Genomic DNA, 19562 nt, shown 5'->3' with positions numbered 1-19562 from the left:
TTCAGGCGGGGGGTCACGACCGCACCGCCGCGAGGGCCTCTTCCAGCGTGAACGCCTGCGCGTACAGCGCCTTGCCGACGATGGCGCCCTCGACCCCGTCGGGGACCAGCGTGGACAGCGCGCGCAGGTCGTCCAGGGACGAGACGCCGCCGCTGGCGATCACCGGCTTGTCGGTGCGGGCGCACACCTCGCGCAGCAGGTCCAGGTTCGGCCCGCGCAGCGTGCCGTCCTTGGTCACGTCGGTGACCACGTAGCGGGGGCAGCCGTCGGACTCCAGCCGGTCCAGCACCTCCCACAGGTCGCCGCCCTCCTGCGTCCAGCCCCGGGCGGCGAGCGTGGTGCCGCGCACGTCCAGGCCGACGGCCACGCGGTCGCCGTGCTCGGCGATCACCTTGGAACACCAGGCGGGGTTCTCCAGGGCGGCGGTCCCGATGTTGACCCGGCGGCACCCCGTGGCGAGCGCGGCCTCAAGCGAGGCGTCGTCGCGGATGCCGCCCGACAGCTCCACCCGCACGTCCAGCGCGCCCACGACCGAGGCCAGCAGCTCGCGGTTGGAGCCCCGGCCGAAGGCGGCGTCGAGGTCGACCAGATGGATCCACTCGGCGCCCGCGCTCTGCCAGGCGAGCGCGGCGGCGAGCGGATCGCCATAGGAGGTCTCCGTACCCGCCTCTCCCTGGACCAGGCGGACGGCCTGGCCGTCGGCGACGTCCACGGCGGGCAGCAGAACCAGCGACATTGTTCACGACCTCCGGTCGAATACGACGGTGACGAGCACAGGGACGAGCAGAAGGGACAACACCAGGACGCCCACCCGGGCGGCCCACCCGTCGAGCAGGATCCAGGCCAGGGCCTGCACGAGCACGAACAGCACGGCCACGACGGCGTTCTGCGCGCGGTGGCGCCGGGCGATCAGGCCGCCCTGGCGGGCCACCCGGATCGGACGGGGGACGACCCCCGTCAGGCGGTTCCAGCGCTCACGCCGCCGGGCGAGCCTGGCCTCGCGCTCGGCGCGGGCTGCGGCCTGCCGGGCCTGCTCGGCCTCCCGCTCGGCGCGGCGGCGGGCACGCTCCTTGCTCACGCGGCCCCCTAACCGAGGGTACGGGCCACGGCGCGCGGGCCGTACCCGCCCGGTAAGGCCGTGCCGAGCGGGCTCACAGCGTGCCCAGCCAGTTCTTCAGCAGCGCGGCCCCGGCGTCCCCGGACTTCTCCGGGTGGAACTGCGTGGCCGACAGCGGGCCGTTCTCGACGGCCGCGACGAACGGCACGCCGTGCTCGGCCCAGGTGACCAGCGGCGGGGCGAACCCGGGGCCGGCCTCCAGCTCCCACTTGCGCACGCCGTAGGAGTGCACGAAGTAGAAGCGCGTCGCGGGGTCCAGCCCGGCGAACAGCACCGAGCCCTCGGGCGCCTGCACGGTGTTCCAGCCCATATGGGGCAGGACGGGCGCGTCCAGCCGCTCGACGACGCCGGGCCACTCGCCGCAGCCCTCGGCGCGCTCGCCGTGCTCGACGCCCTCGGCGAAAAGGATCTGCATGCCGACGCAGATGCCCAGCACGGGACGCCCCCCGGCCAGGCGGCGGCCGATGATCTGGTCGCCGCGCACCGCCTTGAGGCCGTCCATGCAGGCGGAGAACGCGCCGACGCCCGGCACGACCAGCCCGTCGGCCGCGAGCGCGGCGTCGGCGTCGGCCGTCACGGTCACGTCCGCTCCGGCGCGGGCCAGCGCGCGCTCGGCCGAGCGCAGGTTGCCCGAGCCGTAGTCCAGGACGACGACGTTCACCACCACAACACCCCCGCGACGAGAGCCAGAACGGCGCCGGCGCCGACCAGGACGGCGCCCACCTTGATGCCCTGCCGGGCGAAGGAGTACGCCCCGCCGATCAGGAAGAGACCGACGAAGATCATGGCGATGGCGGTCCAGTTGGAGGTCACAACACGCCCTTGGTGCTGGGCACCCCCGTCGCGCGGGGGTCGCGCTCGGTGGCCTCGCGCAGCGCGCGGGCCAGCGCCTTGAACTGCGCCTCGACGATGTGGTGGGCGTTGCGCCCGTACGGCACGCGGACGTGCAGGCACACCGCGGCCTGGGCGACGAACGACTCCAGGATGTGCCGGGTGAGGGTGGTGTCGTACTCAGGGCCGATCATCGGGGCCATGCCCTCGGGCTCGGAGTGCACGAGGTAGGGACGGCCGGACAGGTCGACGGTGACCTCGGCCAGCGCCTCGTCCAGCGGGCAGGACGCGCTGCCGAACCGCCGGATGCCGGACTTGTCGCCAAGCGCCTCGCGGAAGGCGGCGCCCAGCGCGAGCGCGGTGTCCTCGATGGTGTGGTGGGAGTCGATGTGCAAGTCGCCGTCGGTCTTGACGGTCAGGTCGAACAGGCCGTGCTTGCCGAGCTGGGCGAGCATGTGGTCGAAGAAGCCGACGCCGGTGGCCACCTCGACCCGGCCGGTGCCGTCGAGGTCGACCTCCACCAGCACCGAGGTCTCCTTGGTCGTACGCTCCACGCGGCCGGTGCGCGGCCTCGGCTCGCGTACGGCGGGACTGGTCACAGGATCGCCTCCAGGTCGTCACGTCCGGACGTTCCGGCCGCGGGGGTTGATCGGGAAGAGCCGGCGGGCGAACCGGGCCCGGAGGAGGCCGCGGACGCCGGGAGCTCCGCCAGCACGGCCGCCATCGCCTCGCGGAACGCCGCCATCTCGCCGGAGGTGCCGACCGAGACGCGCAGCCACTGCGGCGGCCCGACCTCGCGGATCAGCACGCCCCGCTCCAGCAGCCCCTGCCACACCGCCCGCCGGTCGGGGAAACGCCCGAACAGCACGAAGTTGGCGTCGGAGTCGGCCACCGACAGGCCCTGCCCGCGCAGCCACCGCACGCACGCGTCGCGCTCGGCGCGCAGCCGGTCGACCGTGCCGAGCAGCTCGCCGCGGTGCGCGAGCGCGACCCGCGCCGCCGCCTGCGTCAGCGTGGACAGGTGGTAGGGCAGGCGCACCAGCAGCAGCGCCTCGATCACGGCAGGGTCGGCGGCGAGGTAGCCGAGCCGGGTGCCGGCCATGGCGAACGCCTTGGACATCGTGCGGGTGACGATCAGCCGGGGGTTGCCCGGCAGCAGGCCGAGCGCGCTCGGCGTGCCGGTGCGGGCGAACTCGAAGTACGCCTCGTCCACGATGACCATGCCGGGCGCGGCCTCGGCCACCCGCCGGATGACCTCCAGCGGCAGCGCCGTGCCGGTGGGGTTGTTCGGGCTGGTCAGGAACACGATGTCGGGACGGTGCTCCTCGACGGCGGCCACGGCCTTGCCGGGGTCGATGCCGAAGTCGTCCTCCCGCGCGCCGGAGATCCACCGGGTGGCGGCGCCGGTCGTGATGATCGGGTGCATGGAGTAGGACGGCTCGAACCCCATGGCGGAGCGGCCCGGCCCGCCGAACGCCTGCAGGATCTGCTGGAGCACCTCGTTGGACCCGTTGGCGGCCCACACCCGCTCGACGCCCAGCCCGTGGCCGAGGTAGGCCGCGAGGTCCTCGCGCAGCGCGACGGCGTCGCGGTCGGGGTAGCGGTTGAGCTCGGCGGCGTCGCGCCGCACGGCCTCGGCGAGGTCGGCGACCAGGCCGGGCGACGGCGGGTAGGGGTTCTCGTTGGTGTTCAGCCGCACCGGCACGTCGATCTGCGGCGCGCCGTACGCCGAGCGCCCGCGCAGGTCGTCGCGGATCGGCAGGTCGGCCAGCGTGACCCTTCGGGCCGCTCCGTCCGACGCCCTTTCCGCGGTCATCGCGTGCCCCCGCCGAACCTGGCCCGGACGGCGGCGCCGTGGGCGGGGAGGTCCTCGGCCTCCGACAGCGCGTACACGTGCGCGGCGGCCTCGGCCAGCGCCTCGCGGGTGTAGTCCACGACGTGGACGCCGCGCAGGAACGTCTGCACCGACAGCCCCGAGGAGTGGCAGGCGCAGCCGCCGGTCGGCAGCACGTGGTTGGACCCGGCGAGGTAGTCGCCGAGCGACACCGGGGAGTAGGGGCCGACGAAGACCGCGCCCGCATTGCGCACCCGGGCGGCGACCTCGCGCGCGCCGGCGGTCTGGATCTCCAGGTGCTCGGCGGCGTAGGCGTCGACGACCCTCAGCCCGTCCTCCAGGCCGGAGACGAGCACGATGCCCGACTGGCGGCCCGCCAGGGCCTCGGCGATGCGCTCGGAGTGGCGCGTGGCGGCGACCTGGCCGGGCAGTTCCTTCTCGACGGCCTCGGCGAGCTTCTCGCTGGTGGTCACGAGCACCGCGGCGGCGATCACGTCGTGCTCGGCCTGGCTGATCAGGTCGGCCGCGACGTGGGCCGGGTCGGCGGTGTCGTCGGCCAGGACGGCGATCTCGGTCGGGCCGGCCTCGGAGTCGATGCCGATGCGGCCCTTGAGCAGGCGCTTGGCGGCGGCGACCCAGATGTTGCCGGGACCGGTGACCATGTTGACCGGCGCGCATTCCTCGGTGCCGTAGGCGAACATCGCCACGGCCTGGGCGCCGCCCACGGCGTAGACCTCGTCGACGCCGAGCAGCGCGCACGCCGCGAGGATGGTCGGGTGGGGCAGGCCGCCGAACTCGGCCTGCGGCGGGGACGTCACCGCCAGGGACGGCACCCCGGCCTCCTGGGCGGGCACGACGTTCATGACGACGCTGGAGGGGTACACCGCGCGCCCCCCGGGCACGTACAGGCCCACCCTGTCGACGGGTACCCAGCGCTCGGTGACCGTCCCGCCCGGCACGACCTGCGTGGTCACGTCCGTGCGGCGCTGGTCGCGGTGGACCAGCCGGGCGCGGCGGATCGACTCCTCCAGGGCGGCGCGCACGGCGGGGCCGAGCCCGGCGGCCGCCCCGGCGATCGCCTCGGCCGGCACGCGGGTGGACTCCAGCTCGACGCCGTCGAAGCGGGCCGTCAGCTCCCGCACGGCCGCGAGGCCCCTATGGCGCACGTCCTCGCACAGGGGCCGCACCTTCTCCAGGGCGGCCTCGACGTCGAGCTCGGCGCGGGGCAGCACGTCGCGCAGGTTCTCCGGAAGGGACCCGCGCAGGTCGATACGGGATATCACCGGTCCAGTCTACGGAGGGCGACGCCCCGATCCGGTCTTGGTCCGCCATTCGGACGGCGCCTTTACATTGTAGATTTTAACTTCGCGTTAAGCTGAGGGCCGTGAGCAAGACGAAGAGCAAGGGAGGCCAGGGCACTCCCGCGACCGTCGCCCTGACCCAGGCGGGCGCCGCCTTCAGCCTCCACCCCTACGACCACGACCCGAACGCCCAGGCGTACGGCGAGGAGGCCGCCGACGCGCTCGGCGTGTCCTACGACCGCATCTTCAAGACCCTCGTGGCCGAGGTCGAGTCCGGGCTCGCCGTCGCCGTCGTCCCGGTCTCGGGCAAGCTGGACCTGAAGGCGTTCGCCGCCGCCCTGGGCGGCAAGCGCGCGGCGATGGCCGACGCCGCCAAGGTCGAGCGGGTCACCGGCTACGTCGTGGGCGGCATCAGCCCGCTCGGGCAGCGCAAGGCCCTGCCCACCGTGGTCGACTCCTCGGCGCTGGAGTTCGAGACGATCTACTTCTCGGCCGGCCGCCGTGGCCTGCAGATCGAGACCGCGCCCGCCGAGCTGGTCCGCCTCACCCGGGCGGCGACCGCCCCCATCGCCAAGCCGTCCTGAACCACCGGTTGATCAGGTCTTGCCATCGCCCGCGCGGCCGCCCCGCCGACAGACTGGCGTGGGCAGGGCGATCAGAATGAGGCGAGGACGAGCTGAGGGGCCAAGATGGGCGAATCGACCGAGTTGTTCTACCTCTCCGCGCTCGAAATGCGCGAGCTGCTGCGATCCAGGCAGATCAGCGCCACCGAGCTGGCCGAGGCGCACCTACGGCGGATCGACGAGGTGGGCCGCGAGGTCAACGCGATCGTCACGCTGACCGCCGACCTGGCGCTCGCCCAGGCCCGCCAGCTGGACGAGGACGCCGCCCGCGGCCACTGGCACGGCCCGCTGCACGGCCTGCCCATCGCCTACAAGGACCTGACCGACACCGCCGGCGTCCGCACGACGTACGGCTCGCGGCTGTTCGCCGACCACGTGCCCGCCGCGGACGCCCTGGTGGTGCGGCGCGCGCGGGCGGCGGGCGCGGTGATGGTCGGCAAGACCAACACGCCCGAGTTCGGCACCGGCTCGCACACCGTCAACGAGGTGTTCGGCGCGACGCGCAACCCCTACGACCTGTCCCGCAGCGCGGGAGGCAGCAGCGGAGGGGCCGCCGCCGCCCTGGCCTCGGGCCTGGTGCCGCTGGCCGACGGCTCGGACATGGGCGGGTCGCTGCGCAACCCCGCGTCCTTCTGCAACGTGGTCGGCCTGCGCCCCACCCCCGGCCGGGTGCCGGACGCCTCCCCCACCTCGGCGTGGTTCACGCTCGGCGTCGCGGGACCCATGGCGCGCACGGTGGGCGACGCCGCGCTGCTCATGAGCGTCATCTCCGGCTTCGCGCCCACCTCGCCGTTCGCCATCCGCGAGGACGGCTCGGCGTTCGCCGCCCCCCTGGACCCCGACGTGTCCGGGCTGCGGGTCGCCTTCAGCCCCGACCTCGGCGGCCTCCCCGTGGACCCGCGGACGGCGGCCGTCACGGCGCGCGCCCCCGAGGTGCTGGCCGGGCTCGGCGCCAAGGTCGAGCAGGTCGACCTGGACCTGTCCTCCGCCGAGGAGGCCTTCCGCACCCTGCGCGCCTGGCACTACCTGAACGCCTTCGGCGGCCTGCCCGCCGACATGGTCGGCCCCAACGTCGCCTGGAACGTCGAGCAGGGCCGCGCGGTCACGGCCGCCGGCCTCGCCCGCGCCGAACAGCTGCGCAGCGCCCTGTTCCAGCGCGTGAACGCGTTCTTCGACGGCTATGACGTGCTGGTCGCCCCCGTGAGCCAGGTGCCGCCGTTCCCCGTCGACCAGCCGTACGTCACCGAGGTGGCGGGCACGCGGATGCCGGACTACCTGGCGTGGATGCGCTCGGCGTACTGGATCAGCGTCCTGCACGCCCCCGCGGCGTCGGTGCCCTGCGGGTTCACCCCGGAGGGGCTGCCGGTGGGCGTGCAGATCATCGGACGGCCGTGGGCGGACCTCACGGTGCTGCGCGTCGCCCACGCCTTCGAGCGGGCCACCGGCCACGGCGGCGTCCGCCCGCCTCTCTGACGCCGGGGGCCAGGCCCGGCTTCCCGGCCGGGCCTCAGCCCACGGCCGGAGCCGGGCCTCAGCCCGCCTCGCCGACGCGCTCCGCGACGTCGGCCTCGAACTCCTCCAGGAGCCGCTCGCACTCGGCGACCCGCTCCCGGGCCTTGTCGCGGCTGGGCACGCCGATCCAGTCGCGGCCCTCGACCTTGCGCAGCCAGCGGCGCAGCTTCTCGAGATCCTGCCGGATCTCCTCGGCCTCCTCGAACGTGTAGTTCTCGCGGAAGCGCTCGAACTCGATCTCCTTGAAGAACTTCGTCTCGCACTCCTCGACGATCTCCTCGTACTCCTTGGCGGAGTTGGCGCGGAAGCCGTCGACGATCCGCTCCTGCTCGCGGTCGTCCACGTTGTCGAGGACGAAGAAGTGGCTGGAACCTTCCAACTCGGCGATGCGCTCGCACACCCGCTCCAGGGCCGCCCGCAGATCGTCACGGTCGGGCAGCACGCAGACGGCCTGCTGGAGGTAGAGCGCGCCGAGCCGCTTGAGATCACGCCAGACGGCGACGCGCGCCTTCGAGGACTGGGACGGCACACGGTAGATCAGCAGGAGCCAGCGCCGCCCGATCTCGGGTTCCTTCGCCACCGGCCCAGATTATCAGCCGTTGACATCCCGAGAACAAAATAACTATCGTTTCAATGAAACAATTGCTACATGCGCAAGGGAGGTCATCCGGTGCAAGGGACGACCCTGGGTCTGGTCGGCTCCACCTTCCTCGCCTCGTTCGTCGAGTTCGTCGAGGCACTGACCATCGTGCTGGCCATGGGATTCACCCGTAGCTGGCGATCCGCCCTCGCGGGCACCGCCGCCGCGCTGGTGGCCCTGGCCGCCTTCACCATGGCGGCCGGCTACGCGCTGAGCACCTGGCTCCCGCAGGCCGCGCTCCAGCTCACCGTCGGCACCCTGCTGCTGATCTTCGGCCTGCAGTGGCTGCGCAAGGCCACCCTCCGCTCCAGCGGCCTCAAGGCGATGCACGACGAGACCGAGGAGTACGCAGGCCAGACCGCCGCCGCCAAGGCCGCGCACTCCCGCCGGCGCTTCGGCATCGACTCCTTCGCCTTCGTCGTCTCGTTCAAGGGCGTCTTCCTGGAGGGCGTCGAGGTGGTCTTCATCGTCATCACCTTCGGCCTCAGCGCCGGCGACGTGCCCGCCGCGGTGTGGGGGGCGGTCGCGGCCGGAGCCATCGTGCTCCTGCTCGGCGCGGCGCTGCACCGCCCGCTGTCGATGATCCCGGAGAACACCCTCAAGTACGGCGTGGGCCTGCTCCTGGCCTCGTTCGGCACCTACTGGGCCGTCGAGGGCCTGGGCGTGTTCGGCATCGGCCACGAGAGCCTGGAGTGGCCCGGCGGCGACCTGGCGATCCTGGTCCTGCTGGCCGGCTGGCTCCTGCTCTCCCGCGTCCTCGTCATCGTGTTGCCCAGGCTGAAGCGCCCCACCCCGGTCCGGGCGCTCGGAGAGGAGATGGCCCGATGAAGTTCCTCAAGGGCTTCGCAATGTTCTGGTACGACTTCATCATCGGGGACGACTGGAAGATCGCCGCGGCGGTCGTCGCCGCGCTGGCGCTCACCGTGCCGGCGATGACGGCGGGCGTCCTGTCCGGCACGGCCCTGGTGATCGTGAGCGCCGTCGCGCTGTTCGTGTTCTTCACCGTGAGCATGATCGTGGACGTGCGCAGGTGAAGTAGTGACCATTGTTCTAGCGAGGTCTCATGCTGACTCCCTACGAATGCCGCTGCGGACGGTCGCACCTTCCGACGGCCGGCCGCTGGCGGTGCGACTGCGGCGGGCTGCTGGACCTGCCGCTCACCCCGGTCCGGTGGCCGGCGCCCGCCGAGGTGCCGTCCCTGTGGCGCTACCTGGACGGCGGCGACGTGCCCTGGCGGGAGGTCTCCCTCGGCGAGGGCGGCACCCCGCTGGTCGAGGAGGACGGGGCGCTGTACCTCAAGGTGGAGTACGCCTCCCCCACCGGCTCCTTCAAGGACCGGGGCGCCGTCGTGCTCGTGGCGCTCGCCCGGGCGCTCGGCGCGACCCGGCTGGTGGCCGACAGCAGCGGCAACGCCGGGACCGCCGTGGCCGCCTACGCGGCGCGCGCGGGCGTCCCCGCGGAGATCTTCGTCCCCGCCGGGACCAGCGAGAAGAAGCTGCGCCAGATCAGGGGACACGGCGCCGAGGTCGTCGTGGTCGAGGGCTCGCGCGAGGACACGGCCGCCGCCGCCATCGCCCGCGTGGAGGAGACCGGCGCGTTCTACGCCAGCCATGTGTACAACCCCTACTTCCACGAGGGCACCAAGACCTACTCGCTGGAGATCTTCGAGCAGCTCGGCGGCGTCGTGCCCGAGACGCTCGTGCTGCCCGCGGGCAACGGCACCCTCGTGCTCGGCGCGCACCGCGGCTTCGCCGGGCTGCGCGCCGCCGGCGTGATCGACCGCGTGCCGCGCATCGTCGCCGTCCAAGCGGAGCGGTGCGCGCCGCTGGCCGCCGCCTGGGCTGCGGGCGCCAAGGAGCCGGAGGCGGTGCGGCCGGGCGGCACCATCGCCGAGGGCATCGCCATCGCCGACCCGGCCAGGGGTTCGCGCATCCTGGAGGCCGTCGCGGACACCGGCGGCGCGTTCGTGACCGTCGGCGAGGAAGAGATCGCCGAGGCGCACGCCGCGCTCGCCGCCCGGGGCCTGTGGGTTGAGCCCACCGGCGCGGTGTCCTACGCGGCCGTGCGGCGGCTCCGCGCCGAAGGCTCCCCTCTGGTCGCCGAGGGGCCGGTCGTGGCGCCGCTCTGCGGCTCGGGTCTCAAGGCGTCCCTCTGAGGGGCGTGACCACGGTCAACCCGCGCTAGGCCCCGGCGTCGTGCGGCTCGCCGGCGTACGGCTTGCGCAGGGGCGACTCGCGGTAGCCGTCGACGGACTCCATGATGCCGAAGACCGCCACGGCCACCAGCGGCCAGCTCAGTAACACGCCGGAGGCGGTGACGGTGAGGACGTCCACCGTCGATCCGACGGCCGCCGCCGCGGCCGAGGCCGCGCGGATCGTCGGGCCGCCGAGCGACATGCCGACGCTGAGCGTCAGGAACCCGGCCAGCAGGCCGCCCGCCGCCAGCCCCGCGAGCAGCGCCACCGGACGGCCCTCGCGCGACGCCAGGTAGGCGACGATGCCGCAGACCAGCCCGGCCGACGCCGTGATCACGGCGAACCAGCCGTCGGCCGCGATCAGCGACTGGGTGGTCGGGTCGGTGAGCACCGGACCCGTCCTGGTGATCACGTACGGCGTGCGCGGCGACAGGGCCGACCAGGCGAACCCGGCGGCGACGCCCATCGCGGCGAGGACGACGACGGTCAGTCCGAAATCGCGCACGTGCCGCACCCGATCACCTCGTCCCGTCTCGCGCCCCTGGACCACCGGCGGATCCGCATATGTTACCCACGCGGGTCGCCCCCGCACCTTCGGCCACGCGGGCCCGCATGGTTAGGCTGTCCCCCGTGAGCGAAGAGGTATGGCTGATCGAACCGAGCGGACCTCTGCGGGGGGACGTCGAAGTACGGGGATCGAAGAACGCGGTGTCCAAGCACATGGTCGCGGCCATGCTGGGCATCGGGCCGAGCACGCTGCACAACGCCCCCGAGGTGGGCGAGGTCGGCATCACCGCGGCGATGCTGTCGGCCCTCGGCATCGAGGTCGACATCGACCAGCGTGAGATAACCCTGGAGCGCGGCCCCGAGATCCGCCCCCGGGTGCCCGAGGCGTTCACCGGCCTCAACCGCATCCCGATCCTGATGCTCGGCCCGCTGCTTCATCTGGCGGGCGAGGCGTACGTGCCGCTGGTCGGCGGCGACCCCATCGGGCGGCGTCCGGTCAACTTCCACGTCGAGGCGCTGCGCGCGCTCGGCGCGGAGGTCGAGGTGCGCGACACGGGCATCTTCGCCAAGGCGAGCCGGCTGCGCGGCGCGCGCATCGAGCTGCCCTACCCCAGCGTGGGCGCGACCGAGACGATCCTGCTGTCCGCGGTGCTCGCCGAGGGCAAGACGGTCATCAAGGGAGCGGCCACCGAGCCCGAGGTGGTCGAGCTGGCGCTGTTCCTGCAGCGCATGGGCGCGCGCATCGAGCTCAGCCCGGACCGCCGCATCGTCATCGAGGGCGTCGAGAGGCTGCGCGGCGCCTCGACGTGGCTGGCGGGCGACCGTATAGAGGCGTTCTCGTACCTGGTGGCCGGTCTGATCACCGGGGGCGAGGTGCGCGTGCACGGCTGCCCGCAGGACCGGCTGGTGACCGCGATCACCACCCTGGCCCGCATGGGCGCGCAGTTCGACATCACCGACGACTGGCTGACCGCCTCCGCGCCCGGCGGCCTGCGCGCCGCCGCCGTCCAGACCGACACCCACCCCGGGTTCATGACCGACTGGCAGACCCCGCTGATGGTGCTGTTCACGCAGGCCGAGGGCATGTCGGTGCTGCACGAGACCGTCTTCGAGAACCGGCTGGTGTACGTGCCGGCGCTGCAGAAGATGGGCTGCGAGATCGAGATCTTCGACGTGTGCCTGGGCGGGCCCGCGTGCCGCTACCACGACACCAACGCCAAGCACTCGGCGGTCGTCCGGGGCGTGTCCAAGCTGCGCGGCGCGGACGTCACCCTGCCCGACATCCGGGCCGGGTTCTCGGCGGTGCTCGCCGCCGCGGTGGCCGAGGGCACCTCGACGCTGCGCGGTGTCAACCACATCGAGCGCGGTTATCATCGCGTTTTCGACCAGTTCACCTCACTTGGACTGAAGATCAGCCGGGAAGCGTAAAGCTTTCCGGCGAGGGCGTTTGCGGACGTTCCCGCGGTCGTACTTCTATCCCCGTGACCTCGGGATCCGACGGCAGCCGCCCACCGGGCGGCGAGCCCGTACGGCACCGCCGGCGTGAGTCGGCGGTGCCCGTCGCCGTCGCCACCCTGGGCCTCGCGGGCGTGGTCGGCGGGCTGCTGGTCGCGGCGATCGCGCTCCCGGCCGTCGGCGGCGCGGGCGTCCTCACGCGGGACGCCGCGCACGACTTCTTCGAGGTCCCGGCGATGCTGCGCGAGATCCCGCTGCCCGAGCGCACCCGCCTGCTGGACAAGGACGGCAAGCAGTTCGCCCAGTTCTACGTGCAGAACCGGCAGTCGGTGGACCTGGCCAGGATCGCGCCGATGATGCAGAAGGCGATCGTCGCCATCGAGGACGCGCGGTTCTACGAGCACGCCGGGCTGGATCTGAAGGGCACGGTGCGCGCGCTGATCGCCAACGCGCGGGCGGGCAGCATCCGCCAGGGCGGGTCCTCGCTGACCCAGCAGCTCGTCAAGAACATCCTGCTGCAGAACGCCCGCTCCGAGGGCGAGCGCGACCTGGCCCGCGCGCCGAGCGTCCGCAGGAAGCTCCAGGAGCTGCGGTACGCCATGGGGCTGGAGCGCAAGTACACCAAGGACCAGATCCTGCTGCGCTACCTCAACATCGCCTACTTCGGCGGCGGCGCGTTCGGCGTGGAGGCCGCGGCGCAGCGGTTCTTCGGCACCTCGGCGTCCGCGCTGACGCTGGCGCAGGCCGCGACCCTGGCGGGGGCCGTGCGCACGCCGTACCGCACCGACCCCACCCTCGGGCCCGAGCACCAGGAGGCGCTGCTGGAGCGGCGCGGGCTCGTCCTCGACCGCATGACGCAGCTCGGCGTGGTGCCGCGCGCCCAGGCCGAGGCCGCCAAGGCCGAGCCGCTCGCGCTGAGCATGCGGCCCGAGCCCGGGGGCTGCTCGGAGAGCGACTTCCCGTACTTCTGCCTGTACGTCCAGCGGGACGTCACCGCCAACCCGGCCTTCGGCCAGACCAGGGCCGAGCGCGAGCGCCGCCTGTACCGCGACGGGCTCGTCATCAAGACGACGCTTGACCGCACGGCGCAGCGGGCCGCCGAGCAGGCCATCGCCGCCTACGTGAACCCCAAGGACCACGAGGTCGCCGCCGAGGCCATGGTGGAGCCCGGGACCGGGCGCATCCGCGCGCTGGCGGCGAGCAAGAAGTACGGCGTCAACCCCGGCGACGTCGCCGACGGCCCGAAGACGACCTTCAACCTGCCCGCCGACACCGCGCACGGCGGCGGGCAGGGGTTCCAGGCCGGGTCGACGTTCAAGGTGTTCACGCTGGCCACCGCGCTGGCCAAGGGCTGGCGGTTCGACCAGGGCTTCGACACGCCCGGCAGCTTCGTCCCGTCCTCCGGGTACCGCGACTGCTCGGGCAAGCGGGTCAACGCGCCGGGCACCGTCATCCACAACGCCGGCGGCGAGGGCCGCGGCGGCCCGCACAGCCTGGCCACCGGCACCTGGCAGTCGGTGAACATCTTCTACATGATGCTGGAGCGCGAGGTCGGCCTGTGCGACGTGGTGCGCACCGCGCGGTCGCTCGGCATCGTGCGCGCGGACGGCAAGCCGCTCAAGGAGGTGCCCACCTTCACCCTAGGGGTCAACGAGATGGACCCGGTGACCGTCGCGAGCGCGTTCGCCGCCTTCGGGGCGCGCGGGCGCTACTGCCGGCCGATGGCCATCCTGGAGATCACCGAGCGGCGCGGCCGGCGCACGTCCGTCGCGCCGAGCTGCTCGCCCGCCGTCGAGGAGGAGGTCGCCGACGCGGTCAACCACATCCTGTCCGGGGTCTTCACCCGGGGCACGATGAAGGGCCAGGGCATCGGCCGCCCGGCGGCGGGCAAGACCGGGACGAACAACGGGTACACCTCGGCCTGGTTCGCCGGGTACACCCCCGACCTCGCCGCCGCCGTCAGCCTCGGCGACATCCGAGGCGCCTACAAGCATCCGCTGGACGGCGTGGAGATCGGCGGCCGATCGTACGGCGGCGTCCAGGGCGCGACGCTGCCCGGCCCGATCTGGGTCCAGTCCATGGGCGAGGCCCTGCGCGACGTCCCCGCGACCTCGTTCACCCCGCCGAACACGAGCCGATTCGGCGGCGGCACCACCCCCGGCCTGAAACCCGAGGACCTGGCCGCCGCCGACCCCCGCAAACGCCGCGACGACGGCCGCGGCGAGTACTACGACGACGGCGCCCCATACCCCGAGGACGGCGAAGACCGCCGCGGCCGCGGCCCCCGCCCACGCTGGCGCCACATGCACGACACCCCCCGCTGGTACCGCTGGGACCCGTACGACGACCGCGACCTGTACGACGACCGCACTCCGCGCCACCGCCCGTGGTACCAGGACTACCTGGACGACCAGCCTCGCCATCCCTGGCATCGCCCCCGCCACCGCGACGGCTGGTGACCCCACGCCCGGCGCGGCTCGGGGCTCGCCGATCTCGCATCCTTACGATCGCCGCCGGGCGGAGCCGTCCAGGCGCCGATGAAAAGGATTTCCACGTCGCGCCGAGGAAGACGCGAGCGCGGACCCAGGCTCAGATGCCGTAGCTCTTCACGCTGCTGAGGAACTCATTCCATTCATCGGCCGCGAAGACCAGAACAGGCCCACTTGGGACCTTGCTGTCCCGCACCGCCACCAGGCCCGGGAGGTTACGCGCAGTCTCGACGCAGTTCCCGCCCTCTGCACCCGATCTACGCGACTTACGCCATTCGGCCTTGGACATGTCGATTTTCAGCTTGATGGATTCCATCGATCTCGTGCGTCCTTAATCATCTTGAGGGATATGCCGGTCGGATACGCTTCGGCCCGAATTTTCTCATACGCGCCCCATACATGGGCCACTAGCTCGCGATCCACACTTACCTCGCCCCTGCCTGCGGACTCCACGGACACGACCACAGCTCCATCGGGAAGCTGCGCGAGCACGAAGCCCGATGTCAGTCCCGCCGTGCAACATGCTTCTCCGGGCACGAGCTGGACGCTGATGTTATGTCGTCCGGACATCTCCAGCAGGTAGTCCAGTTGCTCTCGCATAACCGCTTCGCCGCCTATGGGCCTGCGTAGCACCCAGTCGTCTACGAGAGCCCAGATCGTCGGCGGTCTCTCGCGGTCCAGGATGCCCTTCCTCTGCATACGGGTCTCGACTCGGCTGACGACGTCGTCAGGGGTCGTACACGCCGCCCCCGACATGATGACCCGGGCGTACGCCTCGGTCTGCAGCAAGCCCGGAATGAGGAGCGGATCCCAGCTCCGCAGAACCGTGGCCTCCGGCTCTATCTCCTCGACCCAGCGCAGATACCAGCCAGGCCCGCTCGGACGTGCGGTTATCCGCTGGCGCAGCCCTACGAAATACTCCTTGTCGGTCAGCCCGAAGAGCCGATCCAGAATCTCGGCCTGACCCGGTTGCGGCGTCCGCTTCCCCTTCTCCAAGCGGGACACGTGAGTTTGGGTGACCTGCAACCGCGTCGCCACCGCCTCCTGGGACAGCCCGGCCTCCTCGCGCAGCCGACGCAGTTCGGCCCCGAACCGCGCTCCCGGCGACTCGGGCTCGGGCATCTCCCCATCTCTCATGCTTCCTCCCCGACAGCGGGCAGGACATTTCGGCGAGCGGGCGCTACATGCCCTACTCAGCCCTCAATAGTCCAAGCGCCGGACATTCTTTGACCTTCCACGGACTGGAGATCTGTCCGCAAAACACCGTGCCACGCAGGCAGTCTAATCACGTATCGCTCCGCGTTGCGGTGCAATTTCCGGCACGTACGCCCAACCTGGGCTTATGCCTGGAACTCCAGGCATAAAAATTGGACCGAGATCCGCAATTCGGACAATCGGCTTCGCCACAGCGAATGGAGTTCGAATGAAAGGCGAGAACCCATCCCGCCGCCGCTCCAGCACGAATGGGGGCTCATCCGCGAGCACCGCACAGGCTTCTCGGACGGTGAGGGAGGAGCAGTACCGCCATCTGGTCCGGCTCGCGTGGAGCCTCAACAAGCGGGGGCTGCGCGCGGTGGTGGACCTGCCGCTGAAGTCGGACCCGGTTCTGCTGCTCCCCCGGACCGGGAGCCCGCTGAGGGTCATGGCCCTCGCACGCAGGGGAACGTGGACCTTCACCTGGGGGCGAGGCCGGGACCAGAGAGTGGCGGCACCGGCGGACGAGGCGGCCGACCGCATCTGGGAGGTCGCGCAGTGAGGCCCACGGACCCTCTCGGCTCCGTCGAACTTCTCGGAAGGAGCAGTTCGGTCACCCTCGCACGGGCCTATGTACGCGGCCTGCTCCTGACCGCCGGGCGCCGGGAAACGGACGACATCGAACTGCTGGTCGGCGAACTCGTCGCCAACGCCGTGAAGCACTCGAACTCCGGCCGCGTCACCGGCGGAACGGTCAAGTTGAAGGTGTACGACGACGGCGAGAAGGTACGCGTCGACGTGACCGACGACGGCTCGCCCGGCACCATTCCCCAGATCCCGGCTCAGGTGGACCCCCTCAGCGAAAGCGGGCGCGGCCTGTGGCTGGTCCGCGAGCTGTCCTCAACGTGGGGCTGGACCCAGGACCCGGCCGGCCGAACGGTCTGGTTCGAGGTCGAGATGACGGCCGGCAAGCACGACGACGGCGACGATGGTTTCCGGAATGATTCCGGAAACCATCTCGACGCCGCCCGACGCCCTGGGGCATGACCCCATCACCGCAGCCCAGGCCGTGGGGCCGTCGCCCGGACCGGGACAGGGAACCGTGGTGTCAGGCCGTGGCGCGGTGTTCGTTCAGGGCCGCGGTGAGCAGCGCACGCGCCGACCAGCGCATGGTCTCGACCGCCTGGCGGCGGGTGAGGCCGGCGATGTCGGTGAGCCAGATCAGTGACTCGATGCCGGTGGCCGACCGTATGGCCACGGCGAGAGCGCGGATGTCCAGGCCCGGGTGGGTGCGGGAGAGCGGGGCGAGGGCCTCCTCGATCCAGCCGATGGCCCGCCCGCCGCGCAGCATCGGTTGATCGGCGTCCGGTTCCAGCGACAGCCGTAGCGAGGCGCGCAGTTGCGGCCCGGGAACAGGACCACACCCCACCGGCATCCCGACAGCGTCATGGTCACGCTGGCGTCCTTCACCCGCCGCCTCACCTCCGGTGACCGGCAGGTCGACGTCGAACTGGCGGCAGGGCAGGCACGCTGGCTCGACGCGCAGGAGCACGCCGGCGAGAACATCGGCGACACCGAAACCCTTTTCATCGAACTCAAGGAACCGGTTCCGTCAGCCCGCCCGGCCGCCGAAACCCCCCTCGGCCCCGGCCTTCCCTACCCCTGAGGGAAGATCAGCGGTCCCCGAGGCACGGCTCGCGGGACCGGGCACGGTCTGACCTGCGGATCGAAGTCGGCCGGCTAAAGGTTGTAGCCGCCGGAGACTTCGATGTCCTGCGCGGTGATCCAGCGGCATTCCTCGGCCAGCAGTGCCGCGATCACCATGCCGATGTCGTCGGGTTCGCCGAGTCGGCCGAGGGCGGTCCTGGCCGCCATCGCGGGGATCACTTCGGGAAAGCGTTCGAACGCGTTGTCGGCGATGCGGGTGCGGGTGGACCCGGGAGAGATGGAGTTGACGCGGATACCACGTACGCTGAATTCCTTGGCCATGTAGCGGGTCAGCACGACCAGGCCGCCTTTCATGGCGCCATAGGCCGAGTAGCCGGGTTCCAAGCCGGAGGGCAGGGCCGCGTTGCTCGTGGTGTTGACGATCGCGCCGCCGTCGGCCAGCAACGGCAGCAGGGTCTGGGTCAGGAAATACGGCCCTTTGAGCAGCACCCGCATGAGCGTGTCGAACATTTCCTCGGTCGTGTCGTCGAACATCGCCATCTGGCCGAATCCGGCATTGTTGACCAGGAAGTCGAACGTGTCCCGCTGCCAGATGTCGCGCAGCACCGCGACGACGGACTCGCGGAAGGCCGGAAACGTCTCCGAGCGGCCAACGGCCAGCGGCAGCGCGACGGCCGTGCCGCCGTCCTTCTCGATCATCGCGACCGTGTCCAGCGCTCCGGCCTCGTTGTTCTGGTAGGTCAGGATCACTCCCGTCCCGCGCCTGGCGATCTGGATGGCGGCGCTCTGGCCGATACCGGAGCTGGCACCGGTGACAATGGCGACCTGCATTATCTTCCTGCCTGTTCGTTCGTGGAGCCGATCTGTGCTCCGTGGGATTTCAGTTCTTCCATCCCGCCATTCCGACGTGCGCGAATGACAGAACGATGCTCTCCGGCCCTTAAACGATTCTCTTATCGCCGGTAACTTTGATTGAATGGAGCAATCGAGGCCGGGCCTCTTGACGAGTCGCGGCCCTGCCCGGCCCGACCTGAGCACACACCGCCACGCCGTGACCGTGCCCCTTCCGGACACGGGGTGTGCCGGACTCCGACGTCCGGCACACCCGTCCCGCGGCTGACCGTCGCTGGGGCGGCCGGCCGCTCGCGCGCTCAACGCGGCGAGTTGATCGCCTGCTCCGGTACGACCGCGGACGGCGGCGGCGCCTGCGTGCCGGAGGCGGGGTTCAGGACGCGGGCGAGCCAGTCCTTACGGGTCCGGCGCGCCGCGGCCGAGATCCTCACCTCCGGATACAGCGCGTCGAATCCGTGGAAGCCCCCCGCCCAGACATGCAGTTCCGCCTGCCCGCCGGCCGCCCAGATCCTGGTGGCGTAGTCGACGTCCTCGTCGCGGAAGACCTCGGCCGAGCCCGCGTCGATGTAGGTGGTCGGCAGGCCCGACAGGTCACCGGCCGCCGCCGGTGAGACGTAGACGGGCACGTCCTCGCCGGCGAGATCGCCGAGCACCGACCGCCATCCGTACTCGTTCATCTCGCGGGTCCAGACACCCGGGCCGCCGGAGTACTGCCGGCTGGAGGTGGTGACGTTGCGATGGTCGAGCATGGGGCAGATCAGCATCTGGGCGGCGATCACCGGGGTGCCGCGGTCGCGTGCCATCAGGGTCACTCCGGCGGCGAGGCCACCGCCGGCGCTGGCGCCCGCGACCACGATGCGGGCGGGGTCGACGCCCAGTTCGCCGGCGTGCCCGGCGACCCAGAGAAGGCCCTGGTAGCAGTCGTCGACGAGGGTCGTCCCGGTGACCTCAGGCGCCAGCCGGTAGTCCACCGAGACGACGACGGCGCCGAGAAGGTCGAGCCACTCCAGCGGGATGTCGATCTGCGAGAAGCGATCACCCATGACCATGCCGCCACCGTGGATCCAGTAGACGCACGGCGCCGCCGTGGAGCGATCGGCCCCGCCGGGGCTGAAGATCGACATCGGGAGCCGTGCACCGTCCGGGGTGGGGATCGTGAGCTCCCTGCGGTCGACCGCGCGGCCGACGAGCAAGGCGTCGAGCGGTGCCGACGGGAGCCGGCGCATCTGCTCGACCGCCTCGGGGCTGAGCTCGGACATGAGAGGGAGGTCGTCGAGCAGTGCGCGCAGCTCGGGGTCGATTTCGGGGCGTGCCGGTGCCATGGCGTTGTCCTTTCGCTGGGTCG

Annotated in this window: 24 protein-coding genes; 10 read left to right on the top strand and 14 right to left on the bottom strand. The window is 71.8% G+C overall.

What is annotated here, in order from left to right; translation table 11 throughout:
- Positions 1–13: 13 nt before the first annotated feature.
- The 7 genes from priA to hisD all read right to left on the bottom strand — a co-directional run bounded on the left by priA (position 14) and on the right by hisD (position 5065).
- Positions 14–736, bottom strand: coding sequence for a bifunctional 1-(5-phosphoribosyl)-5-((5-phosphoribosylamino)methylideneamino)imidazole-4-carboxamide isomerase/phosphoribosylanthranilate isomerase PriA (priA, locus tag DQ384_RS00780; protein ID WP_114026686.1), 723 nt, complete (start codon positions 734–736; stop codon positions 14–16).
- A gap of 3 nt (positions 737–739) precedes the next feature.
- Positions 740–1078: a hypothetical protein gene (locus DQ384_RS00775; protein WP_114026685.1), complete on the bottom strand. Its 339-nt coding sequence runs from the start codon at positions 1076–1078 to the stop codon at positions 740–742.
- A 73-nt stretch (positions 1079–1151) separates the two neighbouring features.
- Positions 1152–1784: an imidazole glycerol phosphate synthase subunit HisH gene (hisH, locus tag DQ384_RS00770; RefSeq protein WP_114026684.1), complete on the bottom strand. Its 633-nt coding sequence runs from the start codon at positions 1782–1784 to the stop codon at positions 1152–1154.
- A complete protein-coding gene (locus DQ384_RS40855) occupies positions 1775–1930 on the bottom strand; it encodes a hypothetical protein (RefSeq protein WP_181870988.1) in 156 nt (51 codons plus the stop codon). The genes hisH and DQ384_RS40855 overlap by 10 nt, the downstream gene beginning before the upstream one ends.
- Complete coding sequence (gene hisB, locus DQ384_RS00765; RefSeq protein ID WP_114026683.1) at positions 1927–2547, bottom strand: imidazoleglycerol-phosphate dehydratase HisB; 621 nt, start codon at positions 2545–2547, stop codon at positions 1927–1929. Before hisB ends, DQ384_RS40855 begins: the two co-directional genes overlap by 4 nt.
- On the bottom strand, positions 2544–3764 hold the full coding sequence (locus DQ384_RS00760) for a histidinol-phosphate transaminase (RefSeq protein ID WP_114026682.1): 1221 nt from the start codon (positions 3762–3764) through the stop codon (positions 2544–2546). Before DQ384_RS00760 ends, hisB begins: the two co-directional genes overlap by 4 nt.
- Positions 3761–5065: a histidinol dehydrogenase gene (gene hisD / locus DQ384_RS00755; protein WP_114026681.1), complete on the bottom strand. Its 1305-nt coding sequence runs from the start codon at positions 5063–5065 to the stop codon at positions 3761–3763. Before hisD ends, DQ384_RS00760 begins: the two co-directional genes overlap by 4 nt.
- A 101-nt stretch (positions 5066–5166) precedes the next feature.
- Here hisD and ybaK point away from each other — a divergent pair, with 101 nt between their 5' ends.
- Together ybaK and DQ384_RS00745 are read left to right on the top strand one after the other, a co-directional pair.
- Complete coding sequence (gene ybaK / locus DQ384_RS00750) at positions 5167–5667, top strand: Cys-tRNA(Pro) deacylase (RefSeq protein ID WP_114026680.1); 501 nt, start codon at positions 5167–5169, stop codon at positions 5665–5667.
- A gap of 105 nt (positions 5668–5772) precedes the next feature.
- Positions 5773–7179, top strand: a complete 1407-nt coding sequence (locus DQ384_RS00745; RefSeq protein ID WP_114026679.1) for an amidase — start codon at positions 5773–5775, stop codon at positions 7177–7179.
- Between the two features lie 58 nt (positions 7180–7237).
- Here DQ384_RS00745 and DQ384_RS00740 read toward each other — a convergent pair whose 3' ends face one another.
- Complete coding sequence (locus DQ384_RS00740) at positions 7238–7798, bottom strand: Chromate resistance protein ChrB (protein ID WP_114026678.1); 561 nt, start codon at positions 7796–7798, stop codon at positions 7238–7240.
- A gap of 90 nt (positions 7799–7888) precedes the next feature.
- Here DQ384_RS00740 and DQ384_RS00735 point away from each other — a divergent pair, with 90 nt between their 5' ends.
- The 3 genes from DQ384_RS00735 to DQ384_RS00725 are packed head-to-tail and all read left to right on the top strand — an operon-like array spanning position 7889 to position 10013.
- On the top strand, positions 7889–8686 hold the full coding sequence (locus DQ384_RS00735; protein WP_220182711.1) for a COG4280 domain-containing protein: 798 nt from the start codon (positions 7889–7891) through the stop codon (positions 8684–8686).
- A complete protein-coding gene (locus DQ384_RS00730) occupies positions 8683–8892 on the top strand; it encodes a hypothetical protein (protein WP_114026676.1) in 210 nt (69 codons plus the stop codon). The genes DQ384_RS00735 and DQ384_RS00730 overlap by 4 nt, the downstream gene beginning before the upstream one ends.
- Before the next feature lie 29 nt (positions 8893–8921).
- On the top strand, positions 8922–10013 hold the full coding sequence (locus DQ384_RS00725; RefSeq protein WP_114026675.1) for a pyridoxal-phosphate dependent enzyme: 1092 nt from the start codon (positions 8922–8924) through the stop codon (positions 10011–10013).
- Between the two features lie 25 nt (positions 10014–10038).
- Here the strand turns inward: DQ384_RS00725 and DQ384_RS00720 are convergent, their stop codons facing one another.
- Positions 10039–10557 carry a hypothetical protein gene (locus tag DQ384_RS00720; protein WP_245966159.1) on the bottom strand — a complete coding sequence of 173 codons (519 nt, stop codon included), beginning with the start codon at positions 10555–10557 and terminating at the stop codon, positions 10039–10041.
- 125 nt (positions 10558–10682) lie between these two features.
- Between DQ384_RS00720 and murA the strand changes: the two genes are divergently transcribed.
- Both murA and DQ384_RS00710 read left to right on the top strand, forming a co-directional pair.
- Positions 10683–11987: a UDP-N-acetylglucosamine 1-carboxyvinyltransferase gene (gene murA, locus DQ384_RS00715; protein ID WP_114026673.1), complete on the top strand. Its 1305-nt coding sequence runs from the start codon at positions 10683–10685 to the stop codon at positions 11985–11987.
- A 53-nt stretch (positions 11988–12040) separates the two neighbouring features.
- Complete coding sequence (locus tag DQ384_RS00710; RefSeq protein WP_245966158.1) at positions 12041–14473, top strand: transglycosylase domain-containing protein; 2433 nt, start codon at positions 12041–12043, stop codon at positions 14471–14473.
- A 130-nt stretch (positions 14474–14603) separates the two neighbouring features.
- Here the strand turns inward: DQ384_RS00710 and DQ384_RS00705 are convergent, their stop codons facing one another.
- Both DQ384_RS00705 and DQ384_RS00700 read right to left on the bottom strand, forming a co-directional pair.
- Positions 14604–14819, bottom strand: a complete 216-nt coding sequence (locus DQ384_RS00705; protein WP_220182710.1) for a DUF397 domain-containing protein — start codon at positions 14817–14819, stop codon at positions 14604–14606.
- On the bottom strand, positions 14801–15640 hold the full coding sequence (locus DQ384_RS00700) for a helix-turn-helix domain-containing protein (protein WP_114026671.1): 840 nt from the start codon (positions 15638–15640) through the stop codon (positions 14801–14803). Before DQ384_RS00700 ends, DQ384_RS00705 begins: the two co-directional genes overlap by 19 nt.
- Positions 15641–16007: 367 nt before the next feature.
- Between DQ384_RS00700 and DQ384_RS40850 the strand changes: the two genes are divergently transcribed.
- Positions 16008–16259: a hypothetical protein gene (locus tag DQ384_RS40850; protein ID WP_181870954.1), complete on the top strand. Its 252-nt coding sequence runs from the start codon at positions 16008–16010 to the stop codon at positions 16257–16259.
- The gene (locus DQ384_RS40845) at positions 16256–16744 is read left to right on the top strand and encodes an ATP-binding protein (protein ID WP_181870953.1); all 489 of its coding nucleotides are present in this window, start codon (positions 16256–16258) and stop codon (positions 16742–16744) included. The genes DQ384_RS40850 and DQ384_RS40845 overlap by 4 nt, the downstream gene beginning before the upstream one ends.
- Positions 16745–16805: 61 nt before the next feature.
- On the opposite strand, the gene DQ384_RS00690 is transcribed toward DQ384_RS40845, so the two are convergent.
- Entirely contained in the window at positions 16806–17132 is a 327-nt protein-coding gene (locus tag DQ384_RS00690; RefSeq protein ID WP_181870952.1) for a hypothetical protein, read from the bottom strand.
- 12 nt (positions 17133–17144) lie between these two features.
- Between DQ384_RS00690 and DQ384_RS00685 the strand changes: the two genes are divergently transcribed.
- Positions 17145–17363 (top strand): hypothetical protein, encoded by a 219-nt coding sequence (locus tag DQ384_RS00685; protein WP_181870951.1) that lies wholly within the window; start codon positions 17145–17147, stop codon positions 17361–17363.
- A gap of 74 nt (positions 17364–17437) precedes the next feature.
- Here DQ384_RS00685 and DQ384_RS00680 read toward each other — a convergent pair whose 3' ends face one another.
- Positions 17438–18196 (bottom strand): SDR family NAD(P)-dependent oxidoreductase, encoded by a 759-nt coding sequence (locus DQ384_RS00680; RefSeq protein WP_114026669.1) that lies wholly within the window; start codon positions 18194–18196, stop codon positions 17438–17440.
- A 320-nt stretch (positions 18197–18516) separates the two neighbouring features.
- The gene (locus DQ384_RS00675) at positions 18517–19539 is read right to left on the bottom strand and encodes an alpha/beta hydrolase (RefSeq protein ID WP_114026668.1); all 1023 of its coding nucleotides are present in this window, start codon (positions 19537–19539) and stop codon (positions 18517–18519) included.
- Positions 19540–19562: the final 23 nt, after the last annotated feature.

The sequence above is a fragment of the Sphaerisporangium album genome (assembly GCF_003323745.1).
In the GTDB taxonomy this organism is placed as follows: Bacteria; Actinomycetota; Actinomycetes; order Streptosporangiales; family Streptosporangiaceae; genus Sphaerisporangium; species Sphaerisporangium album.
This window is presented reverse-complemented; position numbering and strand designations above follow the sequence as displayed.